Here is an 18095-nt window from a genome sequence, read left to right as displayed (position 1 = left end):
CACGACCAAAAAGGGAATTCTTCAAGCGGAAAAATTATAAGGTGTTGAGTATGAGGACTGAAAAAAATGTATGTATTTCGTCACAACAAAATCCTCACATAATCGTTTTACTCAAAACGTTGCCTTTACTGGAGGCATAATCACACCCCTGATCTGGTATGAAACGATACACGCTTGGCATTTGTGGCGGCGTCAGCGTAGAAAATCCGACGGAGCGGGATATTCGAGAGGCTGTGTTTGCGCTCGATTCCCGGGAAGGGGATGCTTTCCTGATTCTTGATCAGTTGGAGGACGGTACTTTCTTGCAGGCCAGTGGGGATCGTGACGTTGGGTTTGAACTGGCGCACCAAGATTCCAGTGCCCAGCAATTCCGGGCAAAACGTGATTTCAGCGCTGGCGAGATTGTCCGGAAGTTCACCTCCTTTTCCCAGGGGAATCCGGACTGGAAAAACGGAATGGAGTGGGAGTTTTTAGGGAAGGCTGAGATGGCCTAGGCCGCGGTGCCTGCGGCGGAGGCCCGGGGCGGATGGTACTGGTTCATGTGGGCGGCGGTGGCCTGAAAACTTGAATTTAGTTCCGGGGCCGGGAGCCTTGCGCGGACCTGTTTTCTGTCCTATCTCAAAGGGACATGTCTGCTTCTTTCGTCCATCTACATCTGCACACGGAATACTCGATGCTCGATGGGGCGGTGAGGATTCCTGACCTGATGAAGAAGGCCAAATCGCTGGGGATGCCGGCGGTGGCCATGACGGATCACGGCAACCTCTTTGGAGCCATTGAGTTCTACCAGGAGGCCAATAAGGCGGGGATCAAGCCGATCATTGGGTGTGAGATCTACCTCGCTCCCGGATCGATGTGGGAGAAGAAGGATGTGACAGGGCGGAAGCGCAGTTCGCACCTCACCCTCCTGGCGGCCAACAATGAGGGCTATGCCAACCTCGTGAAGCTGGTGACGCTGGCCCACCTGGACGGCATGTACCACAAGCCGAGGGTGGACAAGGAGGCGCTGAAAAAGCACTCCGAGGGCCTGATCTGTCTGAGCGGCTGCATCAGCGGTGAGATCAACGAGTTCATCCTCACCGACCGCGAGGATGAGGCCCGCAAGACGGTGCAGGAATTCATCGACATCTTCGGGAAGGACAACTTTTACCTCGAACTACACAATCACGGCATGGCCCAGCAGCAGCGCTGCATGCTGAAGCTGCGGGAGTTTTCCAGAGAGTTCGGCTTGAAGATGGTCGCAGCCAACGACGTCCACTTCCTGAACAAGGAGGACCATGAGGCTCATGATGTCATGATCTGCATAGGAACCGCGGCCAACGTGCACGATGAAAAGCGGCTGCACTACTCCCCGGAGGTTTACTTCAAGACGGCCGAGCAGATGCGAGAGCTGTTTGAGGACTTTGAGGAGGCCTGCGATACCACGCTGGAGATTGCGGAGAAGTGCAACATCAAGCTGAAGCTGGATGCCTCCAGCATTGAGAAGTATCCCCAATTCCCGCCGCCGGAGGGGCAGACCCGGGAAGGTTACTTCCGGCAGTTGTGCGAGGATGGCATGATCTTCCGCTATGGGAAGGAGCGTGCCATGAATGATGCCATGCTGAGGGAGCGTCTGGACTACGAGCTGGGCATCATCAACAAGATGAACTTCACGTCCTACTTCCTGATCGTGTGGGACTTCATCAAGTGGGCGCGTGACCACGGCATCCCTGTGGGGCCAGGCCGTGGATCGGCGGCCGGTTCTCTGGTGGCCTACTCGCTCGGGATCACCGACCTGTGCCCCATCCGCTTCGGGTTGATCTTTGAGCGTTTCCTGAACCCGGAACGTGTGTCGCCTCCTGACGTTGACATCGACTTTTGCCAGACCCGGCGCCCGGAGGTGATCGAGTATGTGCGGCAGCACTACGGCGAGCGTTCTGTGAGTCACATCATCACCTTCGGCACCATGGGTGCTAAGAGCGTGGTGCGTGACGTGGGGCGTGTGCTGGGCTGGAGCTATGGGGATGCCGACCGGCTCTCCAAGATGATCCCAACGGAGTTGAACATCGATCTGGAGTCTGCCGTTGAGAAAAACCCCGAGCTCAAGGCGGCGCTGGAGAACGAGAGCAGCACCCAGCAGCTCTGGCAGTATGCCACCTTCCTGGAGGGCATGACCCGCAACGCCGGCATTCACGCGGCGGGCATCGTTATCGGTGACCAGCCTCTGGACAACTTCATTCCGCTGACGCGGGGCAGTGAAGGGGAAGTGGTGGCCCAGTTTGCCATGGGCCCGCTCACGGACGTCGGCATGTTGAAGATGGACTTCCTGGGGCTGAAGACGCTCACGGTCATCAAGGATGCCGTGGACTTTGTCCGGTTGAGATTTCCTGACTTCAACCTGGATGCGGTGCCGCTGGATGACAAGACGACCTATGAGATGCTGAGGAAGGGCGAGACGATCGCAGTGTTCCAGATGGAATCTGGTGGCATGGCTCTCACCTGCCGGCAGCTGGAGCCGGACAAGATCGAGGAAATCATCGCTCTGCTGGCCCTCTATCGTCCAGGCCCGATGGACCTTATCCCGGACTTCATCAAGCGTAAAAAGGGCGAGCAGCGCGTGGAGTATCTCCACCCGCTGCTGGAGGACGTTTCCAAGGAAACCTACGGCATTCTGATCTACCAGGAACAGGTGCAGAAGGCGGCCAACCTGCTGGCGGGCTACTCACTCGGGGCGGCTGACTTGCTCCGCCGAGCCATGGGGAAGAAGAAGCCGGAAGAAATGGAGAAGCAGCGCACGATCTTCGTGAAGGGCTGCGGTGAGACCAACCAGATCCCCGCGAAGAAGGCGAACGATATCTTCGACTTGCTGGAGAAGTTCGCCGGCTACGGCTTCAACAAGTCGCACTCGGCCGCCTACGGCATTGTGACGTACCGGACGGCCTACCTGAAGGCGAACTATCCGGTAGAGTTCATGGCGGCTGTGCTCTCCTATGAAGTCAACAGCACTGACAAGCTGGCGGGCTTCGTCTCCGAGTGTCAGCGCATGGGCATCACCATCCTGCCACCAGATGTGAACAAGAGCTCGCTCAAGTTTGCGCCGGAGTGCATCGAGGGCAGTGACGTGCCCAATGCCATCCGCTACGGCCTTGCTGCAGTGAAGAACGTGGGGGAGGCCGCCATGGCCGCCGCCATTGCCGAGCGCACGAAGAACGGACCCTTCACCAGCCTGGAGGACTTTTGTGCGCGGGTGGACTCGCGGATGATCAACAAGCGCCTCATGGAGCCGCTCATCAAGGTGGGCGGGTTCGACTGGACCGGGCAGGATCGTGCTGGCATGTGCTTCGTGCTGGATGAAGTGCTCTCTAATGCCTCAAGCCGGCAGAAGGAGAGGAAGGCGGGCATGGTCAGCCTGTTTGACGATGACACGATGGGGGCGACGAAGAACACTCTTGCCAAGTCTGCTGGCCCGCCGCCATGGAAGAAGGAGGAGCTGATGGCCTTCGAGAAGGAGTTGCTTGGCTTCTTCGTCTCCGGTCATCCGCTGGACAACTACCGCCACATTTACGAGAGCAAGTACATCACCCGCATCGCGGATGTGCAGGAGGTGAAGGAGGAGCGGGTCAGTCTCCGCGTTGCCGGCCTGATCCAGCGTCTGGAGGTGAAGTACACCAAGAAGGACAACCGCGCCTTCGCCACCTTCGCCCTGGAAGATTTCTCGGGGACGGTTGAAGTTATTTCCTGGAGCGAAGGTTACGAGAAGTTCAAGGATCTGCTGGTGGAAGGCGGGGTCATCGGCATGAAGGGGCGCTGCGAGAAGGATTCCCGCTCGGAGACCATCCGCATGACGGTGCAGGAGGTAAAGCCGCTGAAGCCGGTCAAACCAGAGAAGCCCAATGGCAAACCCAAGCCCCTGGCCCTGTACATGGATGTGCTCAAGCACGGTCCCAAGGACCTCGATGCCATTCACAAGATCCTGACGGATCACCCTGGGGAAACCCCGGTCCAGCTTCGCATCATGACCGCCTCCGGTGAGGAGGCCGTGCTCCGCGTGGGCCGCTCCTTGAATGTGGAGGTGAATGCTCAGCTGCAGCAGGCGTTGCAGCCGTGGGTGAGGTAAGGGGAGGGGAGGGGGGGCGCGGCGGGCGAGAGGCGGGCATCGCTACCGATAGTGCGGAATGGTGCAAAACCGCCCCGCCTGCCGGAGGTGCCCTCCCCGCTCTTGGCCAATGGCGGGGCTATGGGTGGCCTGGGAGCCCGCTATGCTTCGCCACACTGCGGGCTGTCCATCATCCGCTGCTAGGGCCCCGACTTGTAGGCAGGCTTCGACTCAAAGGAGCTCACGTTCAGGGTGCCGCTGCCCCCATTGACATTGATGCTGCCGTGGCTGGCACCTACCCCGTTAACCCGGAAGAGACGCTTGGCCTCATCTGCGTACACGTTGGCATTGCCGGAGGTGATATCGACATTCACGCCTTCGGACACGCGGACGGTGCGGCCCGCGATGTGAACTTCATTGCCGTTGAGGGTTGTATTGCTGACGAAGTCGATGCCCCCATTGGCGCCCTCTGCGTACAGCTTAAGTGCATTGGTTCCTGAGAGGGAGCTGTTGCCGATGGTGATCCACCCATTGGGGCTCATGGTCCTTGCTCTTAGGATATTGGACGCGGTGACGTTGGAATTGAAGATTCTGATCTGGCCATTCACCTCGTCAGCAGCAAGTGCCTCAATGTCAATGATGGGACCTTTTATTTCGGCTCTGCATGATGCGGGCAGTCCTTCGTTTTCATCGCCGATGTTAATGTTCCCGCCTTGGGAAAGGAGTTTGACGACAGCGTCTTCATTGGCGCAGATGAGCTTGAGGGTGCTGGTGTCGGCCACATTGATCGACCCCTTGGCCCGCAAATCGATGCCTTGGGTGGCCTTGACTCGTGCGCCGTTGGAAATGTTGATGTCACGTCCGGCCGCAGCGTCGATGAAGTTTCCGCTGAGCCGATAGGTGATGTTGATGTCCTGGCCAGCGCTCACCAGCACGTCTCCCTCGGTACTCACGCGCCCGTAGAGGTTGACGTCGGAAGCGAGGCCCCTGGCGACGAAGGCCATGTCCTGATTCCCCCCTTTGACGTCGAAACCTTCATTGACTGTGATGCTGCCATCTTGGGAGTAAAAGCCCACTTTCTCGACGTCATAGTTGTAGCTCAGGTCAAAGGCGTTGTCGTCTTCGGACCAGTAAGGGGGCTCCGTTCCTGGTGCGTACTGGGCAGCAAAGAGGATATCCTTCTGGGCGGAAAAGATGACATTGCGGATGGGATCCTCCAACGCGGGGCCATCGACAAAGGTGTAGATGGGGAAGTCAAACTCCGGCGTGCCGTTTACCACCAAGTTCTCGAACTTGAACACCGCCCAGAGTTCGCTTTCCTTGGTGGGCGCTTCGTCAGTTGTGTTGGTGAGGAACTTTTTGAAGTTGAGGTTCTCCACCGGTTCTAGTTTGCCGAAGGTGAAGAGCGGGAACAGGGTGAAGTCCCGGTTGGAGGTGCGGTCCGACTTGGCATTGTAAACCTGCCCGGCAAAGCGGATTTCCTCGCCTTGGCTGTTATGCACTGTCACGTGGGGATTGGTCTCCACCAAGGAGTTGTCCCCCAGGTAGCTGGCTCCGACGATGAGGGGCACCTCACCCGTGTAATCAGGAGGAATGATGCCGCCGTTGTTCCCATTGTTGCCTGTGGGGCCACCATTGCCCTGAGGTGAGTTTCCGCCGGGGGCGGCGTCCTTGATTGCAATGGTATTGATGACATTCAACGCCGTGTTGTTGGACAACTCCACCAAGGTGCCCCGGCCAGGCAGCACGAAGTTAGTGGCGACGAGGTCCCCCTTCTTGAGCTCCTTTTGCTGGAACTCGAGGGCTTTCACCACCTCCATGAAGTTCGGCATCGACTCATCATCGCCATTGATGAGCTTCGAGGTCTTGAGCAGGAGGGAGAGATCCACATCCACTGGGGTCGGCAGCTGATTGCTGTCGGTTTTCATGATGATCATCTGACCAGCAGTGATGTGGGTGAATTTGCCGGGCTCCTTGTTGAAGTACAGATCCACCACCCCTTCGATGACGATAAGCTTTACGAAGCCCCCGGGGAGGTATTCGAACAATACGGTAGTGCCGGTGACGGCAGCGGTCACGGCAGCAGTGCGGACTTTGGCACCACCCATCTGCTTCGGCACCTGGAGCAGCATGACCCCTTGGTCGAGATCCAGCGTCCGCTTGTCCCCGCGGATGGTGAACCGGGAATTGGCACCCAGACGGGTTAGGGAGTTGTCTGGAAATTTGAGTTCCGCACGGGAGGCTGCACCTGTGGCTACGGAGGTGACGGAGGAGATTTCATCTCCGACAACAGCTTCACGCGGGGCCGCGTTCTCCTTGAGTACCTTGACCTCATTGTGCAGCCGGGTGACTTCCGCCTTGGTGTAGCTGGCGGCGGATAGACCTGCGGGAAACAGGAGTGCGCTGCCCAGTAGTGCCAGGGGCAGGGTGCGGGTGATGGTATTCATGGCGGTGTGAGGGGCGGGAGGAAGGCTGGGTTGCCGGTCAGAACTTGACCTTGAGGGAAACTGACGGGCCTGCAAGCTGGGCCTCGTATTCAAAGACGTCCAGATTGCTGCGGTTGAGCCCAAAATTGTAGCTGGCCGTGAGCTCTACGAAGTCACAGGGTTGCCAGGTGAGACCGGCACCCCAGTTGTGATACCAGTCCTCGCGCCCCTGGAGGTTGTAGTAGTCAAAGTAGGACAGCCGGTACGACAGGGAGAATGCCAGCTCCCGGGTGATCTTCAGGTTGTAGCCGACTGAGGTGCTGTACTCGTGACGGGCAAGGATGTCAGGCTCCGTATCCAGTGCCAGTGCAGCAGTGGCGTTGACGTAGAGGCTGTTGAGCCGGTTGATCAAAAAGGTCTTTTGCAGGCCGACGCGCAGCGTGTGGGCCTGGTAAATGGGGTCATCATCGATGCCCTGGGTGATGCGCTGATAGCCATAGTGGACATGAAAGATGGAATTCATCACCTCAGGAAGCAGGACGAGGAACCCCGCTGACACCTGGCCATCCTCATAGTCGAGGGCATCCAGTTCATCATAGCGGTAGATGCGCTGTCCCAAGTACACATCACCGTAGTAGCGGCCACGCAGGCGCTGCTGCCAGGCCAGGTTCACCCCACCCGTGAGAAACCAGTCCTCGATCTCGCCTTGACTGACGTTGGCCGCGTTGTCCGTCCAGTATGCAGCGGTGTCAAACCAGGCACGGAACGGCTGGACTTTTTCGTTCCGCTTGAGGATGAGTTGCTGGCCCAGGTCGTCATCGCCCGGGGTGGCGGGGGCGTAGTCGTTCTCTTCCTCCAGGCCAGTGGAGGCCGCGCTTTCTGCCGCGCTCAGTTCTCGTTGGTTCGAGGGGGAGGTGGGGACGACGGCCGAGGCTCTGGCAGGATCGATGATCGTTTGGGCTTGCAAACTTGCGGTGCCGATGTGGCCGAGTGCAATGGCGGAGATCCAAAGTGCCCTGGGAGAGGGGGAGTGGGTCATGTTTGAGGAGGTGATGAAAAGAAATTCTGGCTAAATGAAAATTGGGACTCGCGCAAAGTGTGCCAGTATGACAAGACTAGGAAAATCTTTTGGCGTTGTCCAGCATGGAATGGAACGCTTTCTGCGAGTTTCCACCCCAGTTGCTCCACCTCCGCCTGTGCCTGAAGAACGTCCCCAGAGCAGTCATACTTTCACCTCGGTAACCTCGAGCCAGTGGTTGGTCTTGTCGCTCATGCTCGGTGTGGCGGGAGTTCTGGCGGCGGCCTACAGTATTTCCTGGAGTCGAGTTGCGTTGGATGCACGCGACCGGTTCGTTCTGGATCACTATCAGATCAAGGGGCGAAAAACTCTCGTTCGTGAGGACATTGTCATACTGGGGATCGATGACGCCAGCATCAAGCTGGACTCTTTATGGCCAGAAGACCTCGAAGTGTCGCAAACTTTGCAACACATGAAACAGCGGTACCCCTATCCGAGGCGGGTTTGGGCAAACCTGGCAGATCGTCTTTTTGGGGCGGGCGCGAAGATGGTATTCCTGGACCTCGCCTTCATCGGAAAGGACTCCAATCCGGAGGATGATCAACTTTTGCGTGAGGCCGTGGAGAAATACTCCGGCAGGCTCGTCTTGGGGGCCAAATATGACTTGATCAAGGGCCTGACAACCCAGTTGCGGCTGAGTGCTCCGGTGGACGAGGTTATCGGTCCTGACGGGATGGCAAAGCATCAGGTCGGTTGCTTGAACTTCTTCACCTTCGGCGATGACGTCGTGCGCACGCTCTATCCCACCATCACGTCAGATGTGGCCGAGCGTCTCCTCTTGGGGGAAGCGGGCTTGCCGGATCCGACGGAGCGGCCACTTCCGCACGTCACAAGGGTATTGGCAGAAGGCGTGCGGCCGGGCAGTACTGACGGGGTTCCCAATCCGGTGGCCTTCCGGTTCACCGGCGAAGATGCCTACCAGGCGATGTCCCTGCATGAAGTGTTCGTTGATTCATTCTGGAAGGACAATTTCTCAGGGGGGGCGGTCTTCAACAACAAGGTGGTGATGGTGGGGGGGGTCGCGTCCCAGTTGCAGGACTTCCAGCGTACGCCCTTCGGGGACATGCCTGGGGTGAATTTGCATGCGCACGTCCTGACGGCGCTGCTCGCTGGAGAGTTTCTCAGACCTGGCCCCTGGTGGTGGGTGTTGGCATCCTTGGGCGCAGGCGTCGTGGGGGCTTGGGGGCTGATCGTGGGGGTCCGGCAGCCTTTTATCATCCTGACGGGGCTGATCGCAGCCACCGTGGGTATGTATTACGGAGGTGCGTGGGCATTCGACCACCTGAGTACAGAAGTCTCGCCGATACCGTTTGGCCTGGCGCTCAATCTCTGTGGCCTTACCGGGTTAGCCACCGACTATTACCTGAAGATGCGTGAGACTCGTAAACTATCGCGCTTCCTTGCCAGGTACACTTCGCCCGAACTTGTACAGGAGATGATGAGAGACCGGGACGGCATTTACACCACCCTCAAAGGGCAAAAGAAGGTGGTGGCAGTGTTGTTTTCAGATGTGCGCGGGTTTACTTCGATGTCTGAGTCGATGGAAGCTGCAGACATGGTCAGGCAGCTCAACGAGTACCTGAATCAAATGGTGGCGGCGGTGATGCAGAATCGCGGGATCGTGGACAAATTCATCGGTGATGCCGTGATGGCGCTCTGGGGCACGGTCCGCTCGGACGGGGACGAAGCCAATGCGGTGAATGCAGTGCGTGCCGCGCTGACGATGCGGGCGTCTCTTGCAAAGCTGAACAACGAATGGAAGGAACGCGGGATTGCGTCCTTCCAGATCGGAATTGGGATTCACCAGGCTGAAGTCGTGGCGGGCAACATCGGATGTGACTCCCCGCATGAAAAAATGGACCTTACCGTCATTGGTGACGGGGTCAATCTGGCCTCACGTCTGGAGGGGGTGACCAAGGAGTACGGAGTGGATCTGGTGGTCAGCGAGGCGGTGCGCTCGAAGCTGGGAGACGCATTTCTGCTCCGGTCTGCCGATCTCGTGCAGGTTAAAGGGAAAAAGGTTCCGACAGCGGTTTTCGCCGTGCTGGGTGAGAATGGAACGCAACGTCCGCCGGGGCTGGAGACGTTTGAGGACGGTGTCAAAGCGTACCGTGACGGCCGCTTCACCGAGGCATTGGGGCGCTTCAACCAGGCTGCAGACGAGGGGTTGGGGGACACCCTCACTCATGTGTATCAAGAACGCTGCGAACACCTGATCAAGAACCCGCCGGAGAACTGGACCGGCGTGTACGAGATGACTAAGAAATAGTCATCCCAGACTCCGCCATCGCCACCACCTCACCAGAAATGATTTTTGGCGGCTGGGAGATCAGGGCGGCCACATTCTTCATCACCCAGGTGGCGGCAAGATGGTTCGAGGCAATTGCGCTCTGCTCGTCCTCGAAGAGGCTCACGGCACTGATGTCTCCGTCCCCCTCATCCACCGCGTAGTAGGCGATGAACTTCGGGGCCTGGCTGATCGTGGGAAGAAACTCCTCATTGATCAGATCGATCAATTTCTGGGTTGATCCCGGGTGGATGCTATAGCGGCGGATGGTCACATGCATGGTTGTTCCCCCTTATTGTTTTTTGTAACGGACGGCCGTTTCCATGAGCCTAAGAAGGGATGCGGAAACGTGTCAATACTCTTTTCTTTCGATTGGAATCTTTAATCTGCGTTGATAAAAACGAGGGGTTAGGGGCACTGTTTCAGCCGGGGTTCTCCTGATCGAAGAAAACTCCAACTTTTTCAGGGCTTCAGTACGGCAGAGGCGCTTCCGCAGTGGGGAGGTGTGTTGCAGTTGTTGCGAGTGTTGCAAAATTTTGGGTTAACTTTGTGGGGGGGCGGGTGGAAGAGATCGGCAATTGGCGGCGGAAATGTGTCGCCTTTCCCACTGAACGTCCCAGCCACTCCGGGAACCAGCCTGGAAGCGAGATCCCGCCTCATTCTCCTCTACAGCGTCAATAACCGATTAAAATGGGAACAGTGTTCCAGGGAAGTTGAGATGCCGGAGGCGACGTCGCTGGCATCCGCTCCGGGATGCAATACGGAATCTGATGTTCCGGAGGTATCAGTCGCTACGCTCCTTCAACCATACGGCTAATGGCTTTGATGCCTCCGGCATCGGGCAAACCGGGCTGGGACACCATCAGATCGTCAAAGTCGACAAGCCAACTTCCCGATGAGGTAGGGAGGAGCTCAGGTGAGTGGCGGATTCTCAATCGGCCGGGTGTTGCCCTCCCAGAGGGCTCAACTCCCGGATTAGGAAACTACGCCGCCCGTTGAGCCTCGGTTTGGGACTTCGGGAGGCGAAATGGCAACGGGTCGCCGCCTCGATCGCCTCAAACCGTCTTCAAGCGGGTAAAGTGGGTCCCAAGAAGGGTGATTTCCACCCGAACTGAGGCTGTTCCCAGCATTTGGATCTTCCTTACGATCAGGCAACTGGCCCAAATTTTGCAATCGAATGGGGAGTTTGATCGAGAAAATGCCTACGTAGAGGCTGAGGCGATCGGAAACTCCGCAAAAATCTTCAAAAAAAGAGCCTCAACTTGTTGACGGAAAGAGGATGTGGGGTAGTATCAACACCCGCACCGAAAACGAGCGGCTGAGACAAAAAGAGCGACGCGGGCAACTGCGGCATTCTTCGAGAATCAGAATACGATCTTTGGCAGCATTAATCAGACTAAACGGCCCGCAAGGGTTGGGGTTTAGTTTGAACCAAGAAAAAGCTAAGTTGTGTACTACGCGTGTGTGAGAAACAGCGCGTGGTTGTCATAACAAACAACCAGTCAATTTAGTTCAATGCTTTGCATTGGACCGTTCATTCAGAGATGGATGGACAAATGTTCGGAGAGTTTGATTCTGGCTCAGAACGAACGCTGGCGGCGTGGATAAGACATGCAAGTCGAACGGGATAATCTTGTAGCAATACCGGGTTGTTCAGTGGCGAACGGGTGCGTAACACGTGGATTACATACCGGAAAGCGAGGAATAGCCCAGGGAAACTTGGATTAATACCTCATGTGGTCGCAAGACTAAAGGCGGGGCAACCTGTCGCTTTCTGATTGGTCCGCGGCCTATCAGCTAGTTGGCGGGGTAACGGCCCACCAAGGCGACGACGGGTAGCTGGTCTGAGAGGATGACCAGCCACACTGGAACTGAGACACGGTCCAGACACCTACGGGTGGCAGCAGTCGAGAATCATTCACAATGGGGGCAACCCTGATGGTGCGACGCCGCGTGGAGGATAAGGTCTTCGGATTGTAAACTCCTGTCATGCGAGAGCAAGATTTGAGCGGGTAACTCCGCTGGATTTGATAGTATCGCAAGAGGAAGAGACGGCTAACTCTGTGCCAGCAGCCGCGGTAATACAGAGGTCTCAAGCGTTGTTCGGAATCACTGGGCGTAAAGGGTGCGTAGGTGGCGTGGAAAGTCAGATGTGAAATCCGGGGGCTCAACCTCCGAATAGCATCCGATACTCCCATGCTAGAGAACTGGAGGGGGATCTGGAATTCTCGGTGTAGCAGTGAAATGCGTAGATATCGAGAGGAACACTAGTGGCGAAGGCGAGATCCTGGACAGTATCTGACACTGATGCACGAAGGTCAGGGGAGCAAACGGGATTAGATACCCCGGTAGTCCTGACAGTAAACGGTGCACGTTTGGTGTGGGAGGATTCGACCCCTTCTGTGCCGGAGCTAACGCGTTAAACGTGCCGCCTGGGAAGTACGGTCGCAAGATTAAAACTCAAAGAAATTGACGGGGACCCGCACAAGCGGTGGAGTATGTGGCTTAATTCGATGCAACGCGAAGAACCTTACCTGGGCTTGACATGCACTGTGTCGTCGGTGAAAGCCGGCTAGCGTAGCAATACGCGCTTTGCACAGGTGCTGCATGGCTGTCGTCAGCTCGTGTCGTGAGATGTTGGGTTAAGTCCCGCAACGAGCGCAACCCCTGTGATTTGTTGCCACCGGAGCAATCCGAGCACTCGAATCAGACTGCCCAGATCAACTGGGAGGAAGGTGGGGATGACGTCAAGTCAGTATGGCCCTTACGCCCAGGGCTGCACACGTACTACAATGCCCAGCACAATGTGAACCGAAACCGCGAGGTGGAGGAAATCCTCAAAACTGGGCTCAGTTCAGATTGCAGGCTGCAACTCGCCTGCATGAAGTTGGAATCGCTAGTAATGGTACATCAGCTACGGTACCGTGAATACGTTCCCGGGTCTTGTACACACCGCCCGTCACATCATGGAAGCTGGTTTCGCCCGAAGTGCCCGCGCCGACCGCAAGGAGGCAAGGCCCTAAGGCAAGACTGGTGACTGGGATGAAGTCGTAACAAGGTAGCCGTAGGGGAACCTGCGGCTGGATCACCTCCTTTCTATGGAGTATTCCAGGAGCCCTCACGGCTTACTGGATAGGTCGAGACCAGAGTGCCCGGTTCGCCGGAACACCTGGTCTGCTAAAAGGCTCAAATATTTGCGTGAGTTACCTCACGTGTAGTGCACGACTTAGCTTTTGCTTGGGACAATACACACGCATCACCAAAGGGGGTATAGCTCAGCTGGTAGAGCGCCAGCTTTGCAAGCTGGATGTCTGGGGTTCGAGTCCCCATGCCTCCACCATGTGACTTGCTGAGTGCTTTTAAAGCAGGGGACCGGTGAAAACCGGGCCTGTAGCTCAGTTGGTTAGAGCACCGCCTTGATAAGGCGGGGGTCAATGGTTCGAGTCCATTCAGGCCCACCATCTGGTGACCAATGGGTGTGTAGAATTGATTAATGCCACTGGACCGGAGAGGTTCTTTGAAAACTGGACAAGACAGATTAAGAGCGAAAAAGAGATAAATTTTTATTTGAAGCTGGCGCAAGCCAGCGGCTACAGGCATCAAGTATTTTAGAGCACATAGTGAATGCCTTGGCACCAGCAGGCGATGAAGGACGTGCTAAGCTGCGATAAGCTTCGGATAGCGGCAAAGACGCTTTGACCCGGAGATTTCCGAATGGGATAACCTGCAGCGGTTCATACCGCTGCGTGCAGCCCTCAATACATAGGGGCTGCGACGCCATACCAGGGGAAGTGAAACATCTCAGTACCCTGAGGAAAAGAAAACGAATGTGATTCCGTCAGTAGTGGCGAACGAAAGCGGAACAGCCCAAACCGGAGGCTTTGCCTCCGGGGTTGTAGGAGCCCGACGTGGCATTGGATCGAGTTAGGTGAAGCTTCAGGAAAGTTGCGCCAGAGAGGGTGAAAGGCCCGTAACCGAAAACTTTGATCCAGCCTAGGGAATTCCTGAGTAATGCGACACACGTGAAACTTCGCATGAATCGGCGCCGACCACGGCGTAAGGCTAAATACTAGCTGGTGACCGACAGTGAACAAGTACCGCGAGGGAAAGGTGAAAAGCACCGCTGTGAGCGGAGTGAAACAGTACCTGAAACCATGTGCTTACAAGGTGTCAGAGCCGGCTTGTCCGGTGATGGCGTGCCTTTTGCTTAATGAGTCTGCGAGTTGGTTTTTGTGGCGAGCCTAAGTCCTTCTGGGACGCAGGCGCAGCGAAAGCGAGTCCGAACAGGGCGAGTATAGTCACAGGAGCCAAACCCGAAGCGGTGGTGATCTACCCATGGCCAGGCTGAAGCGTTGGTAATACGACGTGGAAGGCCGAACCGGTGAACCTTGAGAAGTTCTCGGATGAGTTGTGGGTAGGAGTGAAAGGCTAATCAAACCCCGTAATAGCTGGTTCTCCTCGAAATGTATTTAGGTGCAGCGTCATATGCTGACCCGGGGGGGTAGAGCACTGAATGAGCTAGGGGGCACACCCGCCTACCAAACTCAATCAAACTCCGAATACCCCGGGGTGAAGTATGGCAGTAAGACAGTGGGGGATAAGCTTCATTGTCGAAAGGGAAACAACCCAGCCCAGCAGCTAAGGTGCCCAAATACCGCTCAGTGGAAAGGAAGTGAGATTTCTTTGACAGTGAGGATGTTGGCTTAGAAGCAGCCACCATTTAAACAGTGCGTAATAGCTGACTCATCGAGAGATCTCGCGCCGAAAATGATTGGCGATAAGCGGTATACCGAAGCTCTGGATGCCCCGGATTTTGGTCCGGGGTTTGGTAGAGGAGCGTTCTCAACGCATCGAAGCTGGATGGCGACTGAAAGTGGAGTGTTGAGAAGTGAGGATGCAGACATAAGTAACGACAAGGGTGGTGAAATCCCACCCCGCCGTAAATCCAAGGTTTCCTGGGCAACGATTTTCGTCCCAGGGTTAGTCGGGACCTAAGCCGATGCCGTCTGGCGCAGGCGATGGAAAGCAGGTTAATATTCCTGCACCGGCTCTGGTTAAGTCATGTTAGACCACGGAGAAGGAGGAAACAGACCTTATTGACTTGGCAGGAAGGGCTTCGGCCTGACCGCGTTTCCAAATGATCCGTCTAGAAAAGCTTCATGATGTTCCCAGGGCCGCCCGTACTAGAAACCGACTCAGGTGGATGGGTAGAATATACCAAGGCGCAAGAGTGAAACCTCGTTAAGGAACTCTGCAATCTAGTCCCGTAACTTCGGAAGAAGGGATGCCCACCTCGGTGGGTCGCAGTGAAAGGGGTCAACCGACTGTTTATCAAAAACACAGCATTGTGCGAAGACGAAAGTCTATGTATACGATGTGACACGTGACCAATGCGGAAAGATTAAGGCAAGATGTTAGTCCCGCGAAAGCGGGGCGAAGCTTTGAACCCAAGTCCCCGTGAATGTCGGCCGTAACTATAACGGTCCTAAGGTAGCGAAATTCCTTGTCGGGTAAGTTCCGACCTGCACGAATCGTGTAACGAGTTGACCGCTGTCTCAACGAGGGGCTCAGTGAATTTGTAGTGGCGGTGAAGATGCCGCCTACCCGCGGAAGGACGGAAAGACCCTATGCACCTTAACTGTAAGCTGTCACTGATTCGCTGATTTCAATGCTCAGAGTAAGTGGGAGGCTGTGAAGCGGAACTTTCGGGTCCCGCAGAGCCAAAAGTGAGACACCACCCTTTGGTATTGGCGAGTCTAATTGTAACCCCATAAAGGGCATGAGACCATGGCAGCCGGTCAGTTTTACTGGGGCGGTATCCTCCCAAAGAGTAACGGAGGAGCGCGAAGGTGTGCTCAGCGCGGTTTGCAATCGCGTGTTGAGTGTATTGGCATAAGCACGCCTAACTGTGAGACCTACAAGTCGAGCAGATACGAAAGTAGGCCAAAGTGATCCGGCGGTTTAATGTGGAATTGCCGTCGCTTAACGGACAAAAGGTACGCTAGGGATAACAGGCTGATTTCATCCAAGAGTTCATATCGACGATGAAGTTTGGCACCTCGATGTCGGCTCGTCGCATCCTGGGGCTGGAGAAGGTCCCAAGGGTCCGGCTGTTCGCCGGTTAAAGCGGCACGCGAGCTGGGTTCAGAACGTCGCGAGACAGTTCGGTCCTCTATCCTCCGTGGGCGTTGGAGAATTGAGGGGTTTACTTCCTAGTACGAGAGGACCGGAAGTAACGTACCTCTGGTGTTCCAGTTGTCACGTCAGTGGCACAGCTGGGCAGCTATGTACGGAAAGGATAAGCGCTGAAAGCATCTAAGCGCCAAGCCTCTCCCAAGATGAGTTCTCCCTGAAGGATCGTGGAAGACTACCACGTTGATAGGGTGTGGGTGCAAGTCGAGTAATCGATTCAGCTCAACACTACTAATCATCCGATCGTCTTGATGTTTGATTCTTTTTCAACCACTCTTAATTTGTCCTTGTTCAGTTTTCAGGGAACCCTGCTCCGGCAGGGCCGCCAGCCCAACCTATAACTGCAACCGCTGAAGCGCTGAAGTCTTCAGACAGGCTGTTTCACCTGGAGCTTGAAGCTCTCAACCGAAACAGAAGTCTGGTGACCACAGCGAGGTGGCCCCACCCGTTCCCATCCCGAACACGGAAGTGAAACACCTCAGCGTCGATGATAGTATGGCGACAGGCCATGTGAAAGTAGATCGTTGCCAGAGTTAATCCCCGCCTTCTGCGACCCAGAGGGCGGGGACTTTTTTTGTCTGTGTACTGCGACCCGCGAAGCGGGAGAGGACGCAGACATCAGACTGCCAGACGCCAGACATCAGACCTGAGGTCAGGGGTGGGGCGAGAGCGCTGGAGTGGGTGACATCGGAGGCTGTTTGATCCTCAAGCTACTACCGGACCCACAACATCTGGATGCGAAGCATCTTTGGGAGTGCGTGCGGGAACCGCCGCTTTGGCGGCTCTGGTGAGTTCCTCGTACCAGAGAATGGGAGCAGGGGAGCAGCGTGCCCGTAACGGCTCCCGCTTGGCCGCATCATCAGCAGGCTGCCCATGACCCTCGTTGTCCCTGTCATCCGCCGGCGAAAGCGGTGTCGAGCCACCAGCACTCCAAGACGCTGCCGCGAGGTTGGGATGGCCGATGCCGCTGTTGGAGTCGTCTGATGGGAGATGATCACCAGGGCCGCAAAAGCGGCGGTTCCCGCACGCCCTCCACAGCGACTTCGTCGCCAGGTATTGGGGGTGTTGTGCAGTTTGGAGATCTGGGCGGATGCCTTGTACAAGGTGGAAGAGCCGTCCCGGCTCTTGGGGACATTGGCGGACGCGGGAACAAGCACCGGGACGGTTGTTCAAGCCTTTGCGGCGGACAAGCTCTTCAGGCTGCCTCAGCAAACAAGAGGTCTGGGATGTGCCTTCTGCCTGCCAGCTTCCAATGCCGATGCAGTTGCCGACGTGAGGAGGATCGACCCACCTCGCGCATTGGGGGCTACCAAGAAACCAACTCCTGCTCAGTCCGTCAGTTAATCCCCAATCCCCGAAGGGGATTTGTAGCACAGCCCAGTGGTTGGACGAGTCCCGCAAGGCGGGACGAGTCAACGTTGGGTCCCCCCGCAGAGGACGATCAGGTGGGAAGGCCGATAGCATCTGCTTTCTTCCCATCGCCATCAAAACACCCACGTCAGTCGGACCTGATGTCATGCGCTGACTGACGTTCGCGGCAAGATGCCGCAAACAGCACGCAGGATGCGTGCGCTCCCCGAGCTTCCTGGGCACAGGCCATCTGAAGCCTGTCAGTCTATGCTTCACCACCCCAGGTTCCTTGGCTGGCACAAATTTCACGGTCTTTGGTGATGTGGCTGGGAAAGGGGCAAGGGTCCAAGGTGTCCGCTCGGCCGGTTGGGGGCGGAGCACTGGGTGGTTGGTGTTCGAAGGCGAGAATCATGCCGCAGACGCTTCAGTTAGTGCCTCCTTACGTCGACAACTACACCGCTGTTTTGGGGTGGTTGAAAAGTGGGGGGCGTCGCGACAGATGAATGTCCGGGCAGGCTGGAATGCGTGGCCAAGATGCTGGACATTCAATGTCGAAAGCCGTGGGAGCTTTCAAAAGAACCCAAGGCTTCCAGCACCTGGATGCGAAGCATCTTTGGGAATGCGCGCGAGAATCGCCGCTTTGGTGGCGCTTGTGAGTTCCTCGTACCGTGAGGTGAGAGCAGGGGA

At 56.5% G+C, this 18095-nt stretch carries 6 protein-coding genes, 2 tRNA genes and 3 rRNA genes; 8 read left to right on the top strand and 3 right to left on the bottom strand.

Annotated features, from left to right (window positions below; genetic code table 11):
• Positions 1–158 precede the first annotated feature (158 nt).
• Positions 159–494 (top strand): hypothetical protein, encoded by a 336-nt coding sequence (locus tag VSP_RS20320; RefSeq protein WP_009962989.1) that lies wholly within the window; start codon positions 159–161, stop codon positions 492–494.
• A gap of 134 nt (positions 495–628) precedes the next feature.
• Positions 629–4096 (top strand): DNA polymerase III subunit alpha, encoded by a 3468-nt coding sequence (dnaE, locus tag VSP_RS20315; protein ID WP_009962988.1) that lies wholly within the window; start codon positions 629–631, stop codon positions 4094–4096.
• A gap of 179 nt (positions 4097–4275) precedes the next feature.
• On the opposite strand, the gene VSP_RS20310 is transcribed toward dnaE, so the two are convergent.
• Together VSP_RS20310 and VSP_RS20305 are read right to left on the bottom strand one after the other, a co-directional pair.
• On the bottom strand, positions 4276–6522 hold the full coding sequence (locus VSP_RS20310; RefSeq protein ID WP_009962987.1) for a FecR family protein: 2247 nt from the start codon (positions 6520–6522) through the stop codon (positions 4276–4278).
• A 37-nt stretch (positions 6523–6559) separates the two neighbouring features.
• Entirely contained in the window at positions 6560–7540 is a 981-nt protein-coding gene (locus VSP_RS20305) for a hypothetical protein (protein ID WP_009962986.1), read from the bottom strand.
• A gap of 157 nt (positions 7541–7697) precedes the next feature.
• On the opposite strand from VSP_RS20305, the gene VSP_RS20300 reads away from it, so the two are divergent.
• Entirely contained in the window at positions 7698–9848 is a 2151-nt protein-coding gene (locus VSP_RS20300) for an adenylate/guanylate cyclase domain-containing protein (protein ID WP_198141199.1), read from the top strand.
• On the opposite strand, the gene VSP_RS20295 is transcribed toward VSP_RS20300, so the two are convergent.
• Complete coding sequence (locus tag VSP_RS20295) at positions 9838–10146, bottom strand: hypothetical protein (protein ID WP_009962984.1); 309 nt, start codon at positions 10144–10146, stop codon at positions 9838–9840. The two genes, VSP_RS20300 and VSP_RS20295, sit on opposite strands and share 11 nt — an antisense overlap.
• A gap of 1277 nt (positions 10147–11423) precedes the next feature.
• Here VSP_RS20295 and VSP_RS20290 point away from each other — a divergent pair.
• The 5 genes from VSP_RS20290 to rrf all read left to right on the top strand — a co-directional run bounded on the left by VSP_RS20290 (position 11424) and on the right by rrf (position 16591).
• A 16S ribosomal RNA gene (locus VSP_RS20290) occupies positions 11424–12962 on the top strand.
• 168 nt (positions 12963–13130) lie between these two features.
• Positions 13131–13206 (top strand) — tRNA-Ala (locus VSP_RS20285).
• A gap of 44 nt (positions 13207–13250) precedes the next feature.
• Positions 13251–13327 (top strand) — tRNA-Ile (locus tag VSP_RS20280).
• A gap of 136 nt (positions 13328–13463) precedes the next feature.
• Positions 13464–16314: ribosomal RNA gene (locus tag VSP_RS20275) — 23S ribosomal RNA — on the top strand.
• A 161-nt stretch (positions 16315–16475) separates the two neighbouring features.
• Positions 16476–16591: ribosomal RNA gene (gene rrf, locus VSP_RS20270) — 5S ribosomal RNA — on the top strand.
• Together the 16S, 23S and 5S rRNA genes with 2 tRNA genes alongside form the textbook arrangement of a ribosomal RNA operon.
• Positions 16592–18095: the final 1504 nt, after the last annotated feature.

It is taken from the genome of Verrucomicrobium spinosum DSM 4136 = JCM 18804, assembly GCF_000172155.1.
In the GTDB taxonomy this organism is placed as follows: Bacteria; Verrucomicrobiota; Verrucomicrobiia; order Verrucomicrobiales; family Verrucomicrobiaceae; genus Verrucomicrobium; species Verrucomicrobium spinosum.
The sequence above is the reverse complement of the archived record's forward strand: the minus strand, read 5'-3'. Positions and strand labels throughout refer to the sequence as shown.